Source organism: Alloacidobacterium sp., assembly GCF_035631355.1.
Classification (GTDB): Bacteria; Acidobacteriota; Terriglobia; order Terriglobales; family Acidobacteriaceae; genus Alloacidobacterium.
This window is the reverse complement of the sequence record NZ_DASQIX010000083.1, coordinates 15,062-30,811: the sequence shown is the minus strand read 5'-3', so window position 1 is coordinate 30,811 and position 15,750 is coordinate 15,062. Positions and strand designations below refer to the sequence as shown.

General features: G+C 54.7%; 7 protein-coding genes. 2 read left to right on the top strand and 5 right to left on the bottom strand.

The genetic code is table 11. The annotated features are described in order from the left end of the window. The first annotated feature begins 65 nt into the window (after window positions 1-65). Window positions 66-3,827, top strand: a complete 3,762-nt coding sequence (locus VEV40_RS15165) for a carboxypeptidase regulatory-like domain-containing protein (RefSeq protein WP_324833509.1) — start codon at window positions 66-68, stop codon at window positions 3,825-3,827. Window positions 3,828-4,059: 232 nt separating this feature from the next. Next, a complete protein-coding gene (locus tag VEV40_RS15160) occupies window positions 4,060-5,562 on the top strand; it encodes a CRTAC1 family protein (RefSeq protein WP_324833507.1) in 1,503 nt (500 codons plus the stop codon). A gap of 152 nt (window positions 5,563-5,714) precedes the next feature. Here VEV40_RS15160 and VEV40_RS15155 read toward each other — a convergent pair whose 3' ends face one another. From VEV40_RS15155 to VEV40_RS15135, 5 genes are all read right to left on the bottom strand, one after another. Continuing rightward, window positions 5,715-8,114, bottom strand: a complete 2,400-nt coding sequence (locus tag VEV40_RS15155; RefSeq protein ID WP_324833506.1) for a TIM-barrel domain-containing protein — start codon at window positions 8,112-8,114, stop codon at window positions 5,715-5,717. Window positions 8,115-8,803: 689 nt separating this feature from the next. Further along, a complete protein-coding gene (locus tag VEV40_RS15150; RefSeq protein ID WP_324833505.1) occupies window positions 8,804-12,097 on the bottom strand; it encodes an efflux RND transporter permease subunit in 3,294 nt (1,097 codons plus the stop codon). Then, entirely contained in the window at window positions 12,097-13,209 is a 1,113-nt protein-coding gene (locus VEV40_RS15145) for an efflux RND transporter periplasmic adaptor subunit (RefSeq protein ID WP_324833503.1), read from the bottom strand. Before VEV40_RS15145 ends, VEV40_RS15150 begins: the two co-directional genes overlap by 1 nt. Before the next feature lie 5 nt (window positions 13,210-13,214). After that, complete coding sequence (locus VEV40_RS15140) at window positions 13,215-14,591, bottom strand: TolC family protein (protein WP_324833501.1); 1,377 nt, start codon at window positions 14,589-14,591, stop codon at window positions 13,215-13,217. Between the two features lie 191 nt (window positions 14,592-14,782). Next, complete coding sequence (locus VEV40_RS15135; RefSeq protein WP_324833500.1) at window positions 14,783-15,604, bottom strand: class I SAM-dependent methyltransferase; 822 nt, start codon at window positions 15,602-15,604, stop codon at window positions 14,783-14,785. Between the last annotated feature and the right edge of the window lie 146 nt (window positions 15,605-15,750).

The window sequence follows — 15,750 nt, the reverse complement described above, 5'->3', positions numbered from 1 at the left end:
AGTGAGAAATAGAAGAACGACAACATTGCAGTCTTGAGAGACATCACTAGACAGGAGGCTGTTAGATGCTTAACTTATTTCGCCGTGTACTGTTCGGTAAGCTTATTGTATTCAGTGGTTTCCTTTCGCTACCTATCCTGTTTCTGGCAATCGGAATTTCGAAAGGATATTCGCAACAATTAACCGGTACCTTGAGCGGTATCGTCCACGATCAATCAGGCGCGGTCATTCCCGGCGCGCAAGTCACGCTGAAAAATCAAATCAGCGGCGATGTCCGCGCAGCGACTGCCGATGGCGCTGGCCGGTTTGTGATTACCGCCGTGCAGCCCGCCACGTATTCGATTTCGATTTCCGCCACGGGGTTTACCAATTGGCAGGAAAACGACATCGTGATGAACCAAGGCGATGCCCGCGATATTCCCAACATCAGGCTCACCATTGGCGACGTATCAACGAAGGTCGAGGTGGTTGGCGGCGGTGGTGCCGTTGTGCCGACCGACACCGGGGAAGTCAGCACCTCGCTGAACGAAAAAATGATCGACGTCTTTCCTCTACAGGGCCGCAATGCCGGGGAGCTGCTTAAGATTATGCCCGGCATGGGACTGAACCAGAACGCCGGTGGCTCCGCAGCGACCTACAGTGACCGAATTGTTGGGTCGAACTCGGGGCCTGTCGGCGACTACTCCGCCAACGGCACACAGCCGAACGGCACCATGGCATACATGCTTGACGGTTCCAACCTTGTCGATCCTGGCAACTTCGGAACGCAGATCGCCAACATCAACCAGGACATGGTGGGCAGCGTCAAGTTTCTCTCGTCAAACTACAGCGCGGAATACGCGAAGGGGCCAACAATCTTTCAGGCCTACAGTAAGAGTGGCGGCCAGGCATTCCATGGAGAAGCATACCTCTATACGCACAATGCCGTCCTCAACTCCGTTGATGCTTTTACCAAAAGCCAGGGGGGAACTAACAAAGACCAGAGCTATTACTACATGGGCGGCAATGTCGGCGGTCCTGTCCTTTTACCCTGGGTAAACTTCAATCGTGACCGCAACAAGCTTTTCTTCTGGGCAGGTTACGAGTACATGAAGCAGCAGCCTGCAGGCTCTATCATCAACTACAACGTTCCCAATGCCGCGCAACTTTCTGGTGATTTCAGCAATGCCGGCATCCCTGCGGAAGCCATCGCCACCTGGCCGAAGTTCTATAACCAGTTGACGCAGAATACGCCGGCTGGCGGCACAGCAACCTCGTTTCCTGTGGCGGACATGGATCCCAACATGGTGGGAATCATGAAGTTATATCCTGCCGCTAATCAAACTCCCACTGCGGCGAACGGTTACAGTAACTACCACTATGTAAACACGTCGCCACAAAATCGCTGGGAAGCAACTGGCAAACTCGATTACGCGATCAGCGATAACACAAAGCTTGTCGGCTCATACGCCTATCAGAAAGAAAGCGACCTGGCCCCTATCTCCATCTGGTGGGCGACGCCGAACACTCTTCCGTATCCGACCCCTGGGGCCTCAAGCACTGTGACATATGTGATCAATGTCAACCTCACCCATGTCTTCAATCCGACTACGACCAATGAGACCGTCTTCTCCTGGTCTCACTTTGTCAATCCTTACGCGTTGGCCGACCCTTCAAAGGTGTCTCGTTCCACCAACAACTTCGGTGTCAAAGGACTTTTCGGCCAGACCACGGATCAGATCCCAAATTTCAATCCCGACTATTGCTGCAGCGAGCAACTGGGAAGCTTCAATTACTATCCGATGTCAACCGGCACATTTGGCGGCATCAAACAGGTTCCGGCGTTCTACGACAACTTCACCAAGGTGTGGGGTCCGCACACGGTCAAGCTTGGCTTCTACTGGGATGAAAGCTCCAACCAGCAGAACAGCAATGCGCCTAACAACGGATCGTACAACTTCCAGACCTACGGCCAAAACTCGACCACGAATCTTGTAGCTGACATGATGCTGGGATATGTCAACTCCTACCAGCAGCAGAACCTGAATGTGCCCTCAGACAATGCATATCACCAGATTTCGGTCTATGCTCAGGACTCCTGGAAAATGGGGCCACGGGTCACGTTCAATTATGGATTGCGATTCGATCACATCGGCCAATGGTATGGGTTCAACCAATTTGATAAAGGTTTTCAAGTCTGGAGCGCGGCGGACTACAACAACGGTCCAAGCGCGCCAGACAATACTGGTCTGCTCTGGCACGCTATAAATAAAAGCATCCCGTTGTCAGGATTCGTCTCGCCGTTCGTTTATTACGCGCCGCGAATAGGACTGGCGTATGACATCTTCGGAACCGGCAAGACCGTGTTCCGCGGTGGCTTCGGCGTGTTCCGCTATCAGGCGACCAGCGAAACGGCAAGCGCTGGCAACGGCCCTGCCGGCTCCTTTGGATATACAACACCGACGGTATTCAACGGCGTTGCCAACATATCCCAGTTCTCGCCACCTTCGAGTGTCGCTCAGAACGGATCAACCATCGACGTAATGCAGATGGGAGACAGTCGCGCACCCTTCACCAACGATTGGAATGCGACCATCTCTCAGGCCCTTCCCTTGCGCTCGGTCCTCGAAGTGTCGTATGTCGGCAACCGCAGCGCAAACGAGTATATGGACGGAACTAACAGCAACCTTTACAACCTGAACAATGTTCCGAGAGGTGGTATCTTCCAGCCCGATCCGGTGACCGGCACATACGTCTCGCCGGCAGCTCCGCCTTGTTCAACCACCAATCCAGCCGGACAAAGCTTATATTGTGCTGCAAACCCCGCGGTATATTCGCAGACTTATAACCAGAATGATTGGCGTCCGTTGAAGAACTATCAGAATGTGTATCTGCTGACGCACGCGCCATATTCTAACTACAATGCGTTGCAGATTTCGTTTACAAAGCAGACGGGCCCTATCACGTTCCTCACTAACTACACGTTCTCCAAAGTGCTCGGTATCCGCGACGGAGGCTCTAACAATGGTTCTGGAAATGGCCCAGGACTTGATCCTTTTGTCATCGGGAACAACTATGGGCCATTGGCATACGATCACACGCACATTCTTAACCTGGTTTACAACTATCAATTGCCCAGGTTTATCCGCGGCGATAATGTCGGGATGAAAATCCTCGGCGGAGCGGTGAATGGCTGGCAGTTCTCCGGCTATACGGCGTTCCAAAGCGGATATCCCCTGCAGACCTCGAGCGGTGGCACTCTGAATGTTCAATTCCCCAGTGGACTTACAGTACCCACCGTGGCCCATCCGAACCTGCCCGACAACAGCATCACACTGCCGAACGGTCTCAAGGCAACGGCTATTAATCCGAGCACGTATTTCGGAACGTTTGCATATAACGCCCTGGTGCCCACCTTTACCTGCGATCCAACCAAGAACCTGCACAACGGCCAGAGGTTCAATCCTGCCTGCTTCGCGCCTCCGAGTTATGGGCAACAAGGGCAGGTGATTATGCCGTACATGAGATCGCCGAACTATTGGAATAATGATCTTGGGGTCTACAAAGACTTCCACATCACGGAGAGCCGGTACATTCAGTTCCGGGTGTCGGCCACGAACTGGCTTAATCATCCGCTGCCCCAGTTCGGGCTCGCAAACAATTCGGACAATTCCATTAGCTTCGTAGGGACTGAAAATGCGACTTGTGCCGGTTGCGTTGACTCGAATGGAAATCCGCTTCAAGTCACCTATCTATCGCCAAGCAACACGAATCCGCTCACGACCGGAAAACCTGCGTTCAAAACCGGCTCGAGATTTGTGACATTGGCCACGAAGTTCTATTTTTAACCTTCCAACCCCTTTTACAATTTAAGGGGCGGCTTACGCCGCCCCTTTCATATATCGGATGATCCTCTCCAAGCAAGCGCAACTCGTATTCCTCGTGGGTTTGCTGCTGCCTTTATTCGCAGTGCCTTTCGTTAGCGCACAGTCCCCGAATTCTCCTATACGTTTCGAACTGAGGAAAATTCCTTTCCGGCTCGAAAACGATGAAACGCCTGCAAAGAACGCGCCCGAAGCTATGCCCGGAGGTGTCGCTGTCTTTGACTACAACGGCGATGGCCGTCCAGACATCTTCTTCACGAATGGCGCGAATATCGCCACATTGAGGAAAGACTCGCCCAAGTACCGCAACCGGCTCTTTCGCAACGACGGAAATGGAGTCTTCACGGACGTAACCGATGCGGCTGGACTTGCCGGCACCGGATACGACATGGGAGTGGCGATCGGCGATTATGACAACGACGGTCATCCGGATATCTTCGTGGCCGGCCTCTACAAAAACACGCTTTATCACAACAATGGCAATGGGACCTTCACGGACGTGACTGTAAAAGCGGGCCTCAATAAGTCGCAGGATCCTCAATATGGGCCGCTCTGGGCTGTTGCAGCTGTTTGGGTCGACATAAACAATGATGGCCTGCTTGATCTGTTCGTCGTGAACTACATGCAGTGGACTTATTCCGACAAGCCATTGTGCGCCTTTCGCGGCGTGGCCGATTATTGTCATCCGCGCTACTACAAGCCCACTCCTGACCAGCTCTTCATCAACAATGGCGACGGAACTTTTCGCGATGCCTCAGTGGAGTGGGGCCTAAGCAATCATCCTGGTAAAGGAATGGGGGCCGGAATCGCCGACTACGATCTTGATGGCCGCCAGGACATCTTCGTTACGAATGACGGGGACTACGAATTCCTCTTTCATAACCTGGGAAACAAATTCGAGGAAGTCGCCTTCGATGCCGGAGTCGCGCTTCCGGAAGACGGTAACTTTATTTCCGGGATGGGACTCGATTTTCGCGACTTCAACAATGATGGCTATCCGGATATCGCTTATGTCGCACTCAATAACCAGACCTTCCCCATATATGAAAACACCGGTAAAGGAAGTTTTCGCGACGTCACTACGTCGAGCGGCATGCGAGATGCCAGTATGTCGATGGCCGGTTACGGCGCAGGCTTTTATGATTTCGATAACGATGGCTGGAAGGACTTGTTCGTGACCCGAGGACACGTCGAATCCATGCCCGTACCTGGCGCAGACATCGATCAGTACAACACTGTATTCCACAATCCGGGCAAAACAGGGAAGTGGCTTCCACTTACAGCCGAAGCTGGCCTATCGGCAGCGCCGGGCGCACGTCATCGCGGTGTGGCATTCGGAGACCTGGATGGTGACGGTCGCGTTGACGTCGTCGCTACCGCGCTTGGGGCCGATGCGGAAATCTGGATGAACCGCAGCCCAAATTCAAACCACTGGCTCGATATCGCTTTGCAGGGCACGAAAAGCAATCGCGACGGCATTGGCGCGCGAATCATGGTTGTCACAAAGAGCGGCGCTCAATACAACCAGATGACCACGAGCGTCGGCTACGCGTCATCGAGCGATGGCCCTGTTCATTTTGGCCTCGGAACTGATGCCGTTGTCCAATCAATCGAGATCCACTGGCCGTCTGGAAGGGTACAGACCTTCAAAGAAGTAAAGGCCGACCAGATTTTCAAAGCTACAGAACCGCTGAATTGAGATCCGTAGCCTGGATTTCCTTTCAAATAAAAATCATCCTGTAATAGGACATGTGGAAGAGAGAGTTGACGGCTCTGCACTGCGCCATTTCGTCAGGTTTATCTGGCGGTTCAATCCTTCTGAATATAGACGAAGGCTGAGAACATACTGGTTCAAAATTGGATGGTTTCCGCCGAACCGTCGTAGGAGATGGTTCGATCGCTTGCATTCACAGCCTCTCCCACGCCGTTGCCCTGGCTCACAAGAATGATATTGAAATTGCGCCGCGAGGGCATTCCGTGAAATTGCCCTTGACGCGCATCGATAGCGAGTGTGCGCGCACTGTCGTTCCAGTGCATGGCGATTTTCGAATATGCCCCCTTCTCATAGTCATACGAGGAGCCGTCGTCGTTATAAAGAACATACCTGGCATCGGCGCCGGTATAAATACGCAGGGTGATAGGGCCACCCGGAAATTCGTCGCTGTACTCTGACTCCGGGCCGAGAGGAAGAATGGTTCCGCTCCGCACATAGAGCGGCATGGTTTGGAGAGGGGTCTGACGGTTGACCTCTTGGCCTCCGGAAAGCCGCTCTCCAGTCCAGAAGTCATACCAATCCTCATGTCCTGGCAGATAAACTTCGCGTGATGCGGCGCCGGCTCTGGTTACCGGAGCTACTAGAATCGACGGTCCAAACATGAACTCGTCATTGATATCGAGCGCCTTTGGGTCGCTGCGAAAGTCGAATGCCAGCGCGCGCATCGGGGTATATCCATCGAGGGTAGTGCGCGCCGCCAGAGAATAGATATAGGGAAGTAGGCGATAACGCAAACGGTCATAGAGAGTAAGGATGGATTGCGCCTGCTCTCCGTAGGACCATAACTCATTTTCGTGATTGGAGCGGGTTCCATGCACGCGGAAGACAGGACAGAAGGCGCCGTACTGGAACCAGCGGACAAACACTTCCCTGTACGCCGGGTCGTCGGTGTCTCCGCCGAGAAAGCCGCCGATGTCCGTAGTCCAGTAAGGCAGTCCAGTCATGGAAAAGTTCAGGCCGGCCGGAATTTCACGCCGGAGCGTTTGAAAATTGGTCGCGATATCTCCTGACCAGACCGCCGCGGCGTTGCGCTGTGTTCCAGCAAAGGCCGAGCGGCTGAGAATGAACACGCGCTTGCGGCTGGTTTGCTCCCGTTGGCCGTCGTAGATGGCCTTTGTGGTCATAAAAGGGTAGAGGTTGAGGTACCGAGAGCCATTGCCGATGGCCGTCGCGGCCCCGGCGAGCATTGAGCGATGCTCTTCGCCATAGAAATCGGAGGGTTCGTCAGAATCCATCCAATAGGCATCGACTCCGGCGTCATAGAGCGAGTCGCGTACCTGCCGCCAATAGACGCGGCGGGCTTCCGGGCTGAATGCATCGTAAAGACGGGTTCCCACATAATAGGGCGGCAGGGAGTCTTTTGCGGGAGTGACAAAAAGTCCCTTCGCGAGCAATTCATGAAAAGTCGCGCTGCCAGGCTGGAAGAGTGGCCAAATGGAAACCATGAGGTGAACATGTTTGCTATGGAGTTGCTGCACTAATTCAAAGCGGTTGGGGAAGTTGTTGTTGAAAACACGCGAACCAAGAGAGGTTTCCCATCCCGCATCCAGAACGATGGCATCGATGGGAATTTTCAGATTGCGGTATTTGTCAGCGACGTCGGTGATTTCCGCCTGGCTGTTGTATGCGAGCTTGGATTGCCAAAAACCATACGCCCATCGCGGAAACAGAGGCGCAGTGCCGGTAAGTTGCCTATAACCGCCAATGATCTTGTCAAAGTCCGGGCCGTACAAAAAGAAATAGTCGACCGCGCTCGACATCGAGGAACGAATGGCTACAACAGGTTGGAATCGGTTGTTCCAGTGGGTCGCTGAAGCGTTGTTCCAGAACACGCCGTAACCTTTACTGGAAAGAAAAACCGGAATGGAGATATTGGTATTGTCCTGCGTCAGTTCGAATTCGAGATTGCGCTGATTGAGAAGTGCATCCTGATGCTGGCCAAGGCCATAAAGCCTCTCCTCGGGAGTTAGAGCGAACCAGACTGAGGCCTGGAGGGTTCGAACTCCATCCGTAACAGTCGGCTCTAATTTACGGGGGAAAGGCCAGTCTGATTCGCGGAGAAGCGACGTGCCATTGTGATCTTCAAAGCTGACGGCTCCGCTGGTCCTGCTGACATCAACAACCAGATCTGCGGTGATGACGCTGACATCTTTTGTCCCGCGTTCAATTGTGAATGGAACAGCTCCGCAGCCGTTCTTGAACAGAAACGGATTGGCGAGATGTCCGAACGCCGCTTGAGGAGCATAGGTAACGCGTACGATGTCATTTCGGCAGGGCTCGATCCGCAACGTGCCATGTGGCATGTGAAAGCTCACTTCAGTTGCGCTGGATGAAATGCTCCTGATTGGGTATGAGTTCAATGTATTTCGCTGGGCAACGATGTAGGAGTTCGGGAGGACAATAAGAACTGTCAAAAATGTGACTGCAAGGGCAGGGGCCTTTTGCCCCAAGAGCACCTGCGGAAACAACTTGGGCATCTCTACTCCGGATATGATTGGGTGATTTTGCTTCAACCGAATCGTATCAAATTGAATCCTTCCGCTGGCGGTGGCGGACAAAGGCAACTTACCGACTGCGATTGACCTGTCGGTTTCCGCGCTAGATCACCAGGAGGATAGCCAGATTCAAAGCCGCGAAGCCCGGTATGTCATTGAAAAGATGGTAGGCACGAGGAGACTCGAACTCCTGACCTCTACCGTGTCAAAAGCTATTCGAACTGTAATTCATTGAAGCCAAAGCGCACTGATGGCCCTCAAAGCGCTCTTGAGCACCCAAAAACAAACTTCAGCAGCCCAATCGCACCCGCGTAGACTGGCTCATTACTTCGCCGGAGTCCAGCCGATCCCAGGAACCTGGTCGGGCCATCGGGTATTCCTTAGCCGCGCACGAAGATCATCCAGCACTTCTTCTGCAATGTGAATTTGGAAAAGCATTCCATCGCAGCTACTTTCGAGGGTACGAGTAGAAGGTCAAAAGGTTGTTCCGCTTCTAGAGGAGCCACAGAGAGGCGTGGGAGAGCGGCCGGGGTTTGGCGCAAGTTCTGCGGAGGTCATGAGGCGCAAGATGGTCTAACTGCATCCGTTTAGCACATCTCCGAACTGCGTACCAAATCACGTTCTCCATAGGCAATCCGAAATCGCATATGACCTTCCTTGAGCCACTAAGGTCAAGCTTCTCCAAACGTAGCGACTAGTTCCTCTTCGGGAGACAATCGTGAGCATTCCGCTTGGTATTCACCTCTCTTGGATATGTAGTAAAGAACCGGCACCGCCATCCGCGAGAGAACCGTAGACGCCACTTCACCGGCCATCAGGGAAAGCGCCAGGCCCTGAAGGATTGGATCGAACAGGATCACACTCGCTCCAACAACCACCGCAGCTGCCGTCAGAAGCATGGGACGAAAGCGGACCGCGCCAGCGTCAACGACGGCATCCTCCAAGGACATGCCTTGCGAACGACGTAATTCAATGAAATCGACGAGGATGATTGCGTTACGGACAATGATTCCGGCGCCCGCAATGAAGCCAATCATTGACGTCGCAGTGAAGAACCACCCCATGAGCGCATGGGCTGGGAGGATGCCAATCAGAGTCAGCGGAATAGGCGCCATGATGACGAGTGGCGTAACCAACGAACGAAACCAGCCCACGACCAGTACATACATCAAGACGAGCACCGCCGCGAATGCCAATCCCAGATCACGGAAGACCTCCACCGTGATGTGCCATTCACCGTCCCATTTGATTGAGAAACGGTCGGCGCTTTCAGGCATGGAAGTGCCTTTATATTGCTTCACAGTATAGCCATCGGGTAGTTTAAGTTTGTCAATTGCGTCGCTCATCTTCATGATGGCGTACACAGGGCTTTCTTCTCCGCCCGCGACATCCCCCATCACATAAACGACGGGCTGCAGGTTCTTTCGATACACACTGGTATCGATCGTCGTCTGCTGGATGGCCGTTGCTTCCTGTAAAGCAATCTGTCCACCGGAAGAGGTTGGCAGCTTCAGGTTGCCAAGATCTTCTATCCCCGAACGATCCGGACGCGCCAACCGAACCTCAATAGGGATGTCTTCGCGGGAATGGGGGTCATGTAACAGACCGGCGTTGGTTCCCCCGAGCCCTATCTGCAGGGTGCGCGTGACATCAGCCGGCGAGATTCCATGTAGCGCCGCTTTCTCCAGATCAACTTTCATGTCGTACTTGGTTTGCGGATCTTCGACAGACCAGTCCACATCGACAACACCCGGCGTCTGCTGAAAAATGTTTTTGATCTGAGCGGCCAACTCGATCTGGCCTTTGTAGTCGGGTCCATACACTTCCGCGACCAAAGTCTGCAACACTGGTGGACCTGGTGGAACTTCAGCAATCTTGATGCGCGCGCCAAACGGCTGAGCAATTCTGTCCAATTCCGGTCGCAACCTTCGCGCAATGTCGTGGCTTTGTGCCTTTCGGTCGTGTCGCGAGAGCAGGTTTACCTGAATGTCGGCCTGATCAGGCTGATTGCGTAAGAAGTAGTGACGCACGAGGCCGTTGAAATTGTAAGGACCGGACGTTCCCGCGTAGATCTGATAATTGATAACCTCTGGCTGGCTGCCCAGGTATTGTCCCAGTTCCTGAGCCACGCCAGTGGTCTGTTCCAGCGGCGTGCCGTTTGGCATGTCAATGATGACCTGAAACTCGCTTTTATTGTCAAACGGCAGCATTTTGAGCCGTACCCGCTTTAGTGGCACTAACGTGAGCGCGGCGAGCAGCAAGGCCACGATAGCCCCAAGAAACATCCAACGGCGACGCGCGCTGAGAATCAGCGGGATCATCATCCGGCGATACAAGCGAGTGATCCAGCCTTCATTCGCTTGGCCAGAATGGACGTCAGCCTGTGCACCTTTCCTCAGCAGTCGCAATGCCGCCCACGGCAGCACGATAAAGGCTACGCCCAGTGAGAACAACATCGCTGCCGAGGCGCCCACCGGGATCGGCCGCATGTATGGACCAGCCAGCCCGCGCACAAAGGCATTGGGCAAGACTGCGCAGATCACCGCAAAAGTTGCAAGAATCGTAGGGTTCCCAACTTCGTCCACCGCCTCAACCAGGACTTCCGTGACGGATCGCGAACGGTTTTCCGGCGACCGCAAGTGTCGGATGATGTTCTCAACGACAACGATGGCATCGTCAACCAGGATGCCGATTGAGAAGATCAGCGCGAACAATGTGACACGGTTCAGCGTGTAACCATACAGGTAGAAAACGGCAAGAGTGAGAGCCAGTGTTACCGGCACGGCCAACAGAACCACTCCCGATTCCCGCCAACCGAGCGCCAGAGCAACGAGTAACGTGACCGACAACGTTGCGATGAGCAGGTGCTTGAGTAGTTCGTCGGATTTGTCCTTTGCGGTCTCGCCATAGTTGCGTGTGACCGTAACGTTCAGGTCGTTCGGAAGCATGTGACCGCGCAGGGCATTCACCTTGTCTAGAAGTCGCGTGGAAATGCCAGTTGCATTTGTACCTTTGCGCTTGGAGAATGTGATGGTTACAGCGGGATACTCCTCGCCGGCTGCTTGTTCAGCTCCACCGCGAGCATTCGCAAACAAGACGTAATTGTCCGGTTCGGCTGGACCGTCTTGCAGCTTCTCGGCTACGTCACGCAAATAGACCGGACGTCCGAGGTGAACTCCAACCACTACCTGGCGCAGATCGTCGAGAGTGGTAAAGAAAGTTCCCGCTTCGACAAGGAACTCGCGATTGTCTCGTGCGTAACTCCCGGCTTGGCCGCGGCTATTCGCGTTCTGGAGTTGTTCCACTATGGCGAGCGGTGTGAGGCCGTAGGCGGTAAGCCGTTGCGTGTCGAGCACGACTCGTACCTGCCTGGGTTGGCCCCCGATGATATTGGTCTCAGAAACGCCATCAAGCGGCTTGAGTGAGTTTTCCAATTCCCCCGCGACTCTCCGCAAGCGGTAAGAGTCGTAGTCTTTCCCCCACAGTGTCAGGGCCAGGATCGGCACGTCATCTATTGAGCGGACCTTGATAATCGGTTGTGATACGCCCGGCGGTATGTGATCGAAGTTGGAGTATAGCTTGTTGTAGGTTTCTACAATCGCATCTTCTTCCTTGATTCCTACGTAGAAGCGAACCACCAGCATGCTCACGCCAGGGTGACTGATGGAGTAGATGTATTCGACACCAGGCACGTCGCGCAGCAGCTTCTCCATAGGAAGGCTGACTCGCTGCGCGACTTCTTCCGCTGACGCACCCGGCATCTGAACGAACACGTCGAGCATGGGTACAACGATCTGCGGCTCTTCTTCCCGTGGAGTCTTGAGAATGCTTAACGCGCCAAGAAGAAACGCGGCAACCACCATCAAAGGTGTCAGTTTCGAATTGATGAAGCTGCGCGCAATGCGGCCAGCCAGCCCCAGGGCTGGTGAAGGCGGAATCCCCGGCTGGGATTCTTTGTCAGCCATCACTCGCCCTCAATTCTCTTATTACTCAGATCCAGTTCACCCGGTCTTTCCACAAGCCACTCGCCGCCCTCGAGCCCAGTGAGCACTTCGATTTCGGACCCGAAAGGCTTTCCTAAAGTGACATAGCGCAGGCTGGCAACCTTGTTCTGGTCCAGCACGAAGACGCCCTGCAATTGACCGCGTTCGATCACTGCCGACTGGGGAATCAGCAGCGTCCGCCGCGCGCCACGAGAAAACTGGGCTCGCCCAAACTGCCCGGAGCGCAGCCGTGTGTCCATGGGCAGCTCGATCTTCACCTGGAACGCGCGACTCGCGGGGTCGACAGCCGGAATGATCTGCACTACCTTGCCTTTCATTTCCGGGTTGTCAAGGGCTTCGATCACGACCGAAACCCGCTCTCCTGTATGTACATACCGCAAATCGCTCTCATTGACGGCGACGTCCAGCCGATAGCGACGCACATCCTCGACGGTGAAGATCGGCATGCCGGGTGACGCTAACGTCCCGGAATCGGCCTTCTTTTCTGTGACGACGCCATCGAATGGAGCTCGAATCCGCGTATAACCCAGGGACGTCTTTGCCTGATTCAACTCTGCCTGCGCCTGGGCCTGGCCTGCTTGTGCCATATCGCGGCGCGCGAGAGTGGCTTGCTGGCGGGCATTCACCTCGTCAAACTCCTGGGGACTGAGCGATTTCCGATCATAAAGGCTCTGGTAACGCTTCAATGTCGATTCCGCCAGAACCAGGTCGGAATTGACTGCGACGAGTTGCTGCTGGGCCGCAACCCCGGCAGCAGTCGCACGATCCAGAGCGGCTCGCGCTTCTGAGTCATCGATTACGGCGAGCACTTCACCTCGCCTCACGCGGTCTCCTTCGCGAGCACGGATCTCGACGATGCTTCCCATCATTTGGCTCGCGAGATCGCTGGTTTGGAGAGCACTCACTGTTCCTGTGGCTTCCAGGAGATCGGGGATATCAGCTTGCTGCACCGAGAGCACGGGAATGTGTCGGATAGTCTCTGGGGAACGGGTTTTCACTGTTTCAGTCGAGCAACTGCTTAGACCGGCCACGGCGGCTACCATCAAGGAGCCGAGTATGAGTGCTGTATCCATGCGATTCATGGCATCACCGCGGGAGATTGTGGATTCAAGTTTCCGGTTGCCAACTCCAGGTTGGCGTAGCTGGTCCGAAAGTGATAGATGGCTTCCCAGTAGTCGGTCTGGCTCCGGCGTGTTGCATCTTCGGCCCCCAACAAGTCGGTAATCGTGGTTAAGCCACTGTCATAGCGATCCTGGTTGATCCGCAGACTCTCCTGTGCCTGGGCGATTGCTGCGCGCGCCACTTCGATCTGCTGTCGGCTGGTTTCAACGTCGTAGTAGGCTCGCCTGACTTCGAGGCGTACCGCATCGCTGGCGCGCTGCTTTATCGCCACGGCCTTCTCTTCAAGCGCTTCCTGCCGCGAAAGCGCCGCGCGTTTTGCTCCACCTTGAAAGATGTCGAATTGCACTTCGATCCCACCCTGCCAGTTGTTGCCTCCACAGCCGGCGGCGAACGTAGGGTTATCCATTTCCCACCCTGCAAAGGCGTTCACGCGCGGGCCAAATGATGACTTTGCCATCGCAACGTTGTGACGCTGTGCTGCCTCCTCCGAGGCAATACGCTTCAAGTCTGGCCGATTTGTAAGAGCCTGCTTTTCGATCTCCTGAAGCGTCGGAATCGGAAGAGCGTCCTCCGCCAGTCCTTCCACGAACCGGAACGGGGATTCAACCGGCATTCCCATCGCCGTGTTCAGTTCCGATCGCGCCGTTTGCAAAGTGTTCCTGGCCCGGATCGCTTCCTCCTGTCGGGCTGCCAACCGAACCTTCGCTGTCAGCAGATCCGACTCTACGGTCAGACCGCTGTCGAATCTTGCCTGGCTGCTGTTTATGATCGACTTTGCAGTTTTCACGGACTGGTCGGCCACTTCAAATTGTTTAGCTGCGAGTAGAACATCGTAGTAAGAGCTGAGGACCCGAAAAACTATCTCCTGATCCGTGCGGTCCAGTTGGTGCTTCGCAGCCTCATTCATCTGTTTTGCTCGACCTTCCCCATGCCAACTCGCAAACGAATCAAACAGGTTCCAGCTTCCCCCAAACCGCGTACTGAAGTTGCCGAAGGGCGGAGGCGCGTTCAGCTTGTTCAGCGCGAGGTCTGCAGCCGTAAAACGCTGTTGCCGCAGTTTGCTACCGAACACATACACGGGGTCGTCACCCCGAGTCGCTGTTTCAGAAAAACTCAAATGGGGCATAAGTAACGAACGCGCCTCACGAACCTCGGCAGAGGCAGCTTTTGTGTCAGCGACTGCCGCCTTATGCAGAGGATTTTTCTCGAGCGCAACGTTCACCGCCTGCCGCAGGGTGAGGAGCGAAGGCTGAACCTCTTGTTGACCCGATGCAGTCACCAAAGGCAGCCATGCGACGGCGAGGCTCAAAACTACTTTAAAGAAACGGTTCATCCTCGCAACCCCCACAGCCCGGGCGGCCTCATCCTCCGTCTTGTCTTTGGCAATTTCATGGTGATTTGAAAACTTGCATTCTTCTGAACCATGGGCCGCAACTGAGCGGTACTTCTTCGGAACGACGGAAGGTGCTCTCGAATGCGGCCACGGCAGTTTCAAGGCCGATGATTCAGACTGTGACCCCGGACTCAGGCACGGATCGCAACCACCTCCAGATACTCCGCTGCAACCACAGTGAGCTCATTCCCTCCGCGATTGTGTGCCGTCCACAGCTCTTCAAGTTCTTCGCGGAGCTTTCGCGCGGCGGATTCATCCAACGAAGCGAATGCGCGATTCGTGGGCCCATAGTATTGGCGGAAGAACTCCACGACGTCAGCCGGCAGGAAGGGGTAGGTTAAGCTGTAGTATCGCCGCGCCATTTGAAGGTCCGAGACGCCGGGCCCCAGCCTCTCGCGCACTATGTTTTCAACTCCCCACAACACTGGAGCCGGCATGCCCGACGGAGCGATGAATTTAGCGAAGGTCTTGAACATCTGTCCCACGAATCCTTCGCGGGTCCAATTTCCCATTGCGATGGTCCCCCCAGGACTGCACACTCGCAGCAACTCGCGGGCGACCAGTTCCGGCCGCGGGGCAAACATCGCTCCGATCAGGCTGGTCACGAACTCGAAACTGGCGTCTTCAAAGGGGAGCGCTTCGGCATCGCCTTCTATGAAACAGACATTGAGACCTTCAGCCTTGGCGCGCGCTTGAGCACGCTTCACCAGATTCGGCGCGATGTCTACGCCAGTTACGTGCGCTCCATCCCGCGCCGCCCACAATGCGACCTGACCCGAGCCGCAAGCCACGTCGAGCAGTTGACATCCAGCAGGCACATTAAGTTGTTCGTAGAAGATGCGGGCGCCTTGCTCCATATAGCGCGAGAAATGGTCGTAATCTCCTGCCGCCCACGTATCTTTTAGTCGTGCCTTCAGGTTGTCGATTTCTGCTGGGGTTGTAGTGGTGCTCATGTTTCCTCCTTTATGTTTGTCAGAATTCCGATTGCGGAAAAGGCTGACACGGCCCAGCGGATGTGACTTGCTCACCGATGCAACATCGCCGATTGGTCATCCCTTTCTGCATTTCGAATTCGCTTGAAGCGTTTTCGCCTCTGCGA

What these genes read in the sequence shown, in the direction of transcription:
- VEV40_RS15165 (WP_324833509.1), top strand. Translation starts at nt 66, where the DNA reads ATGCTTAACTTATTTCGCCGTGTACTGTTCGGTAAGCTTATTGTATTC.
- VEV40_RS15160 (WP_324833507.1), top strand. Translation starts at nt 4,060, where the DNA reads ATGCCCGGAGGTGTCGCTGTCTTTGACTACAACGGCGATGGCCGTCCA.
- VEV40_RS15155 (WP_324833506.1), bottom strand. Translation starts at nt 8,114, where the DNA reads ATGCCCAAGTTGTTTCCGCAGGTGCTCTTGGGGCAAAAGGCCCCTGCC.
- VEV40_RS15150 (WP_324833505.1), bottom strand. Translation starts at nt 12,097, where the DNA reads ATGGCTGACAAAGAATCCCAGCCGGGGATTCCGCCTTCACCAGCCCTG.
- VEV40_RS15145 (WP_324833503.1), bottom strand. Translation starts at nt 13,209, where the DNA reads ATGGATACAGCACTCATACTCGGCTCCTTGATGGTAGCCGCCGTGGCC.
- VEV40_RS15140 (WP_324833501.1), bottom strand. Translation starts at nt 14,591, where the DNA reads ATGAACCGTTTCTTTAAAGTAGTTTTGAGCCTCGCCGTCGCATGGCTG.
- VEV40_RS15135 (WP_324833500.1), bottom strand. Translation starts at nt 15,604, where the DNA reads ATGAGCACCACTACAACCCCAGCAGAAATCGACAACCTGAAGGCACGA.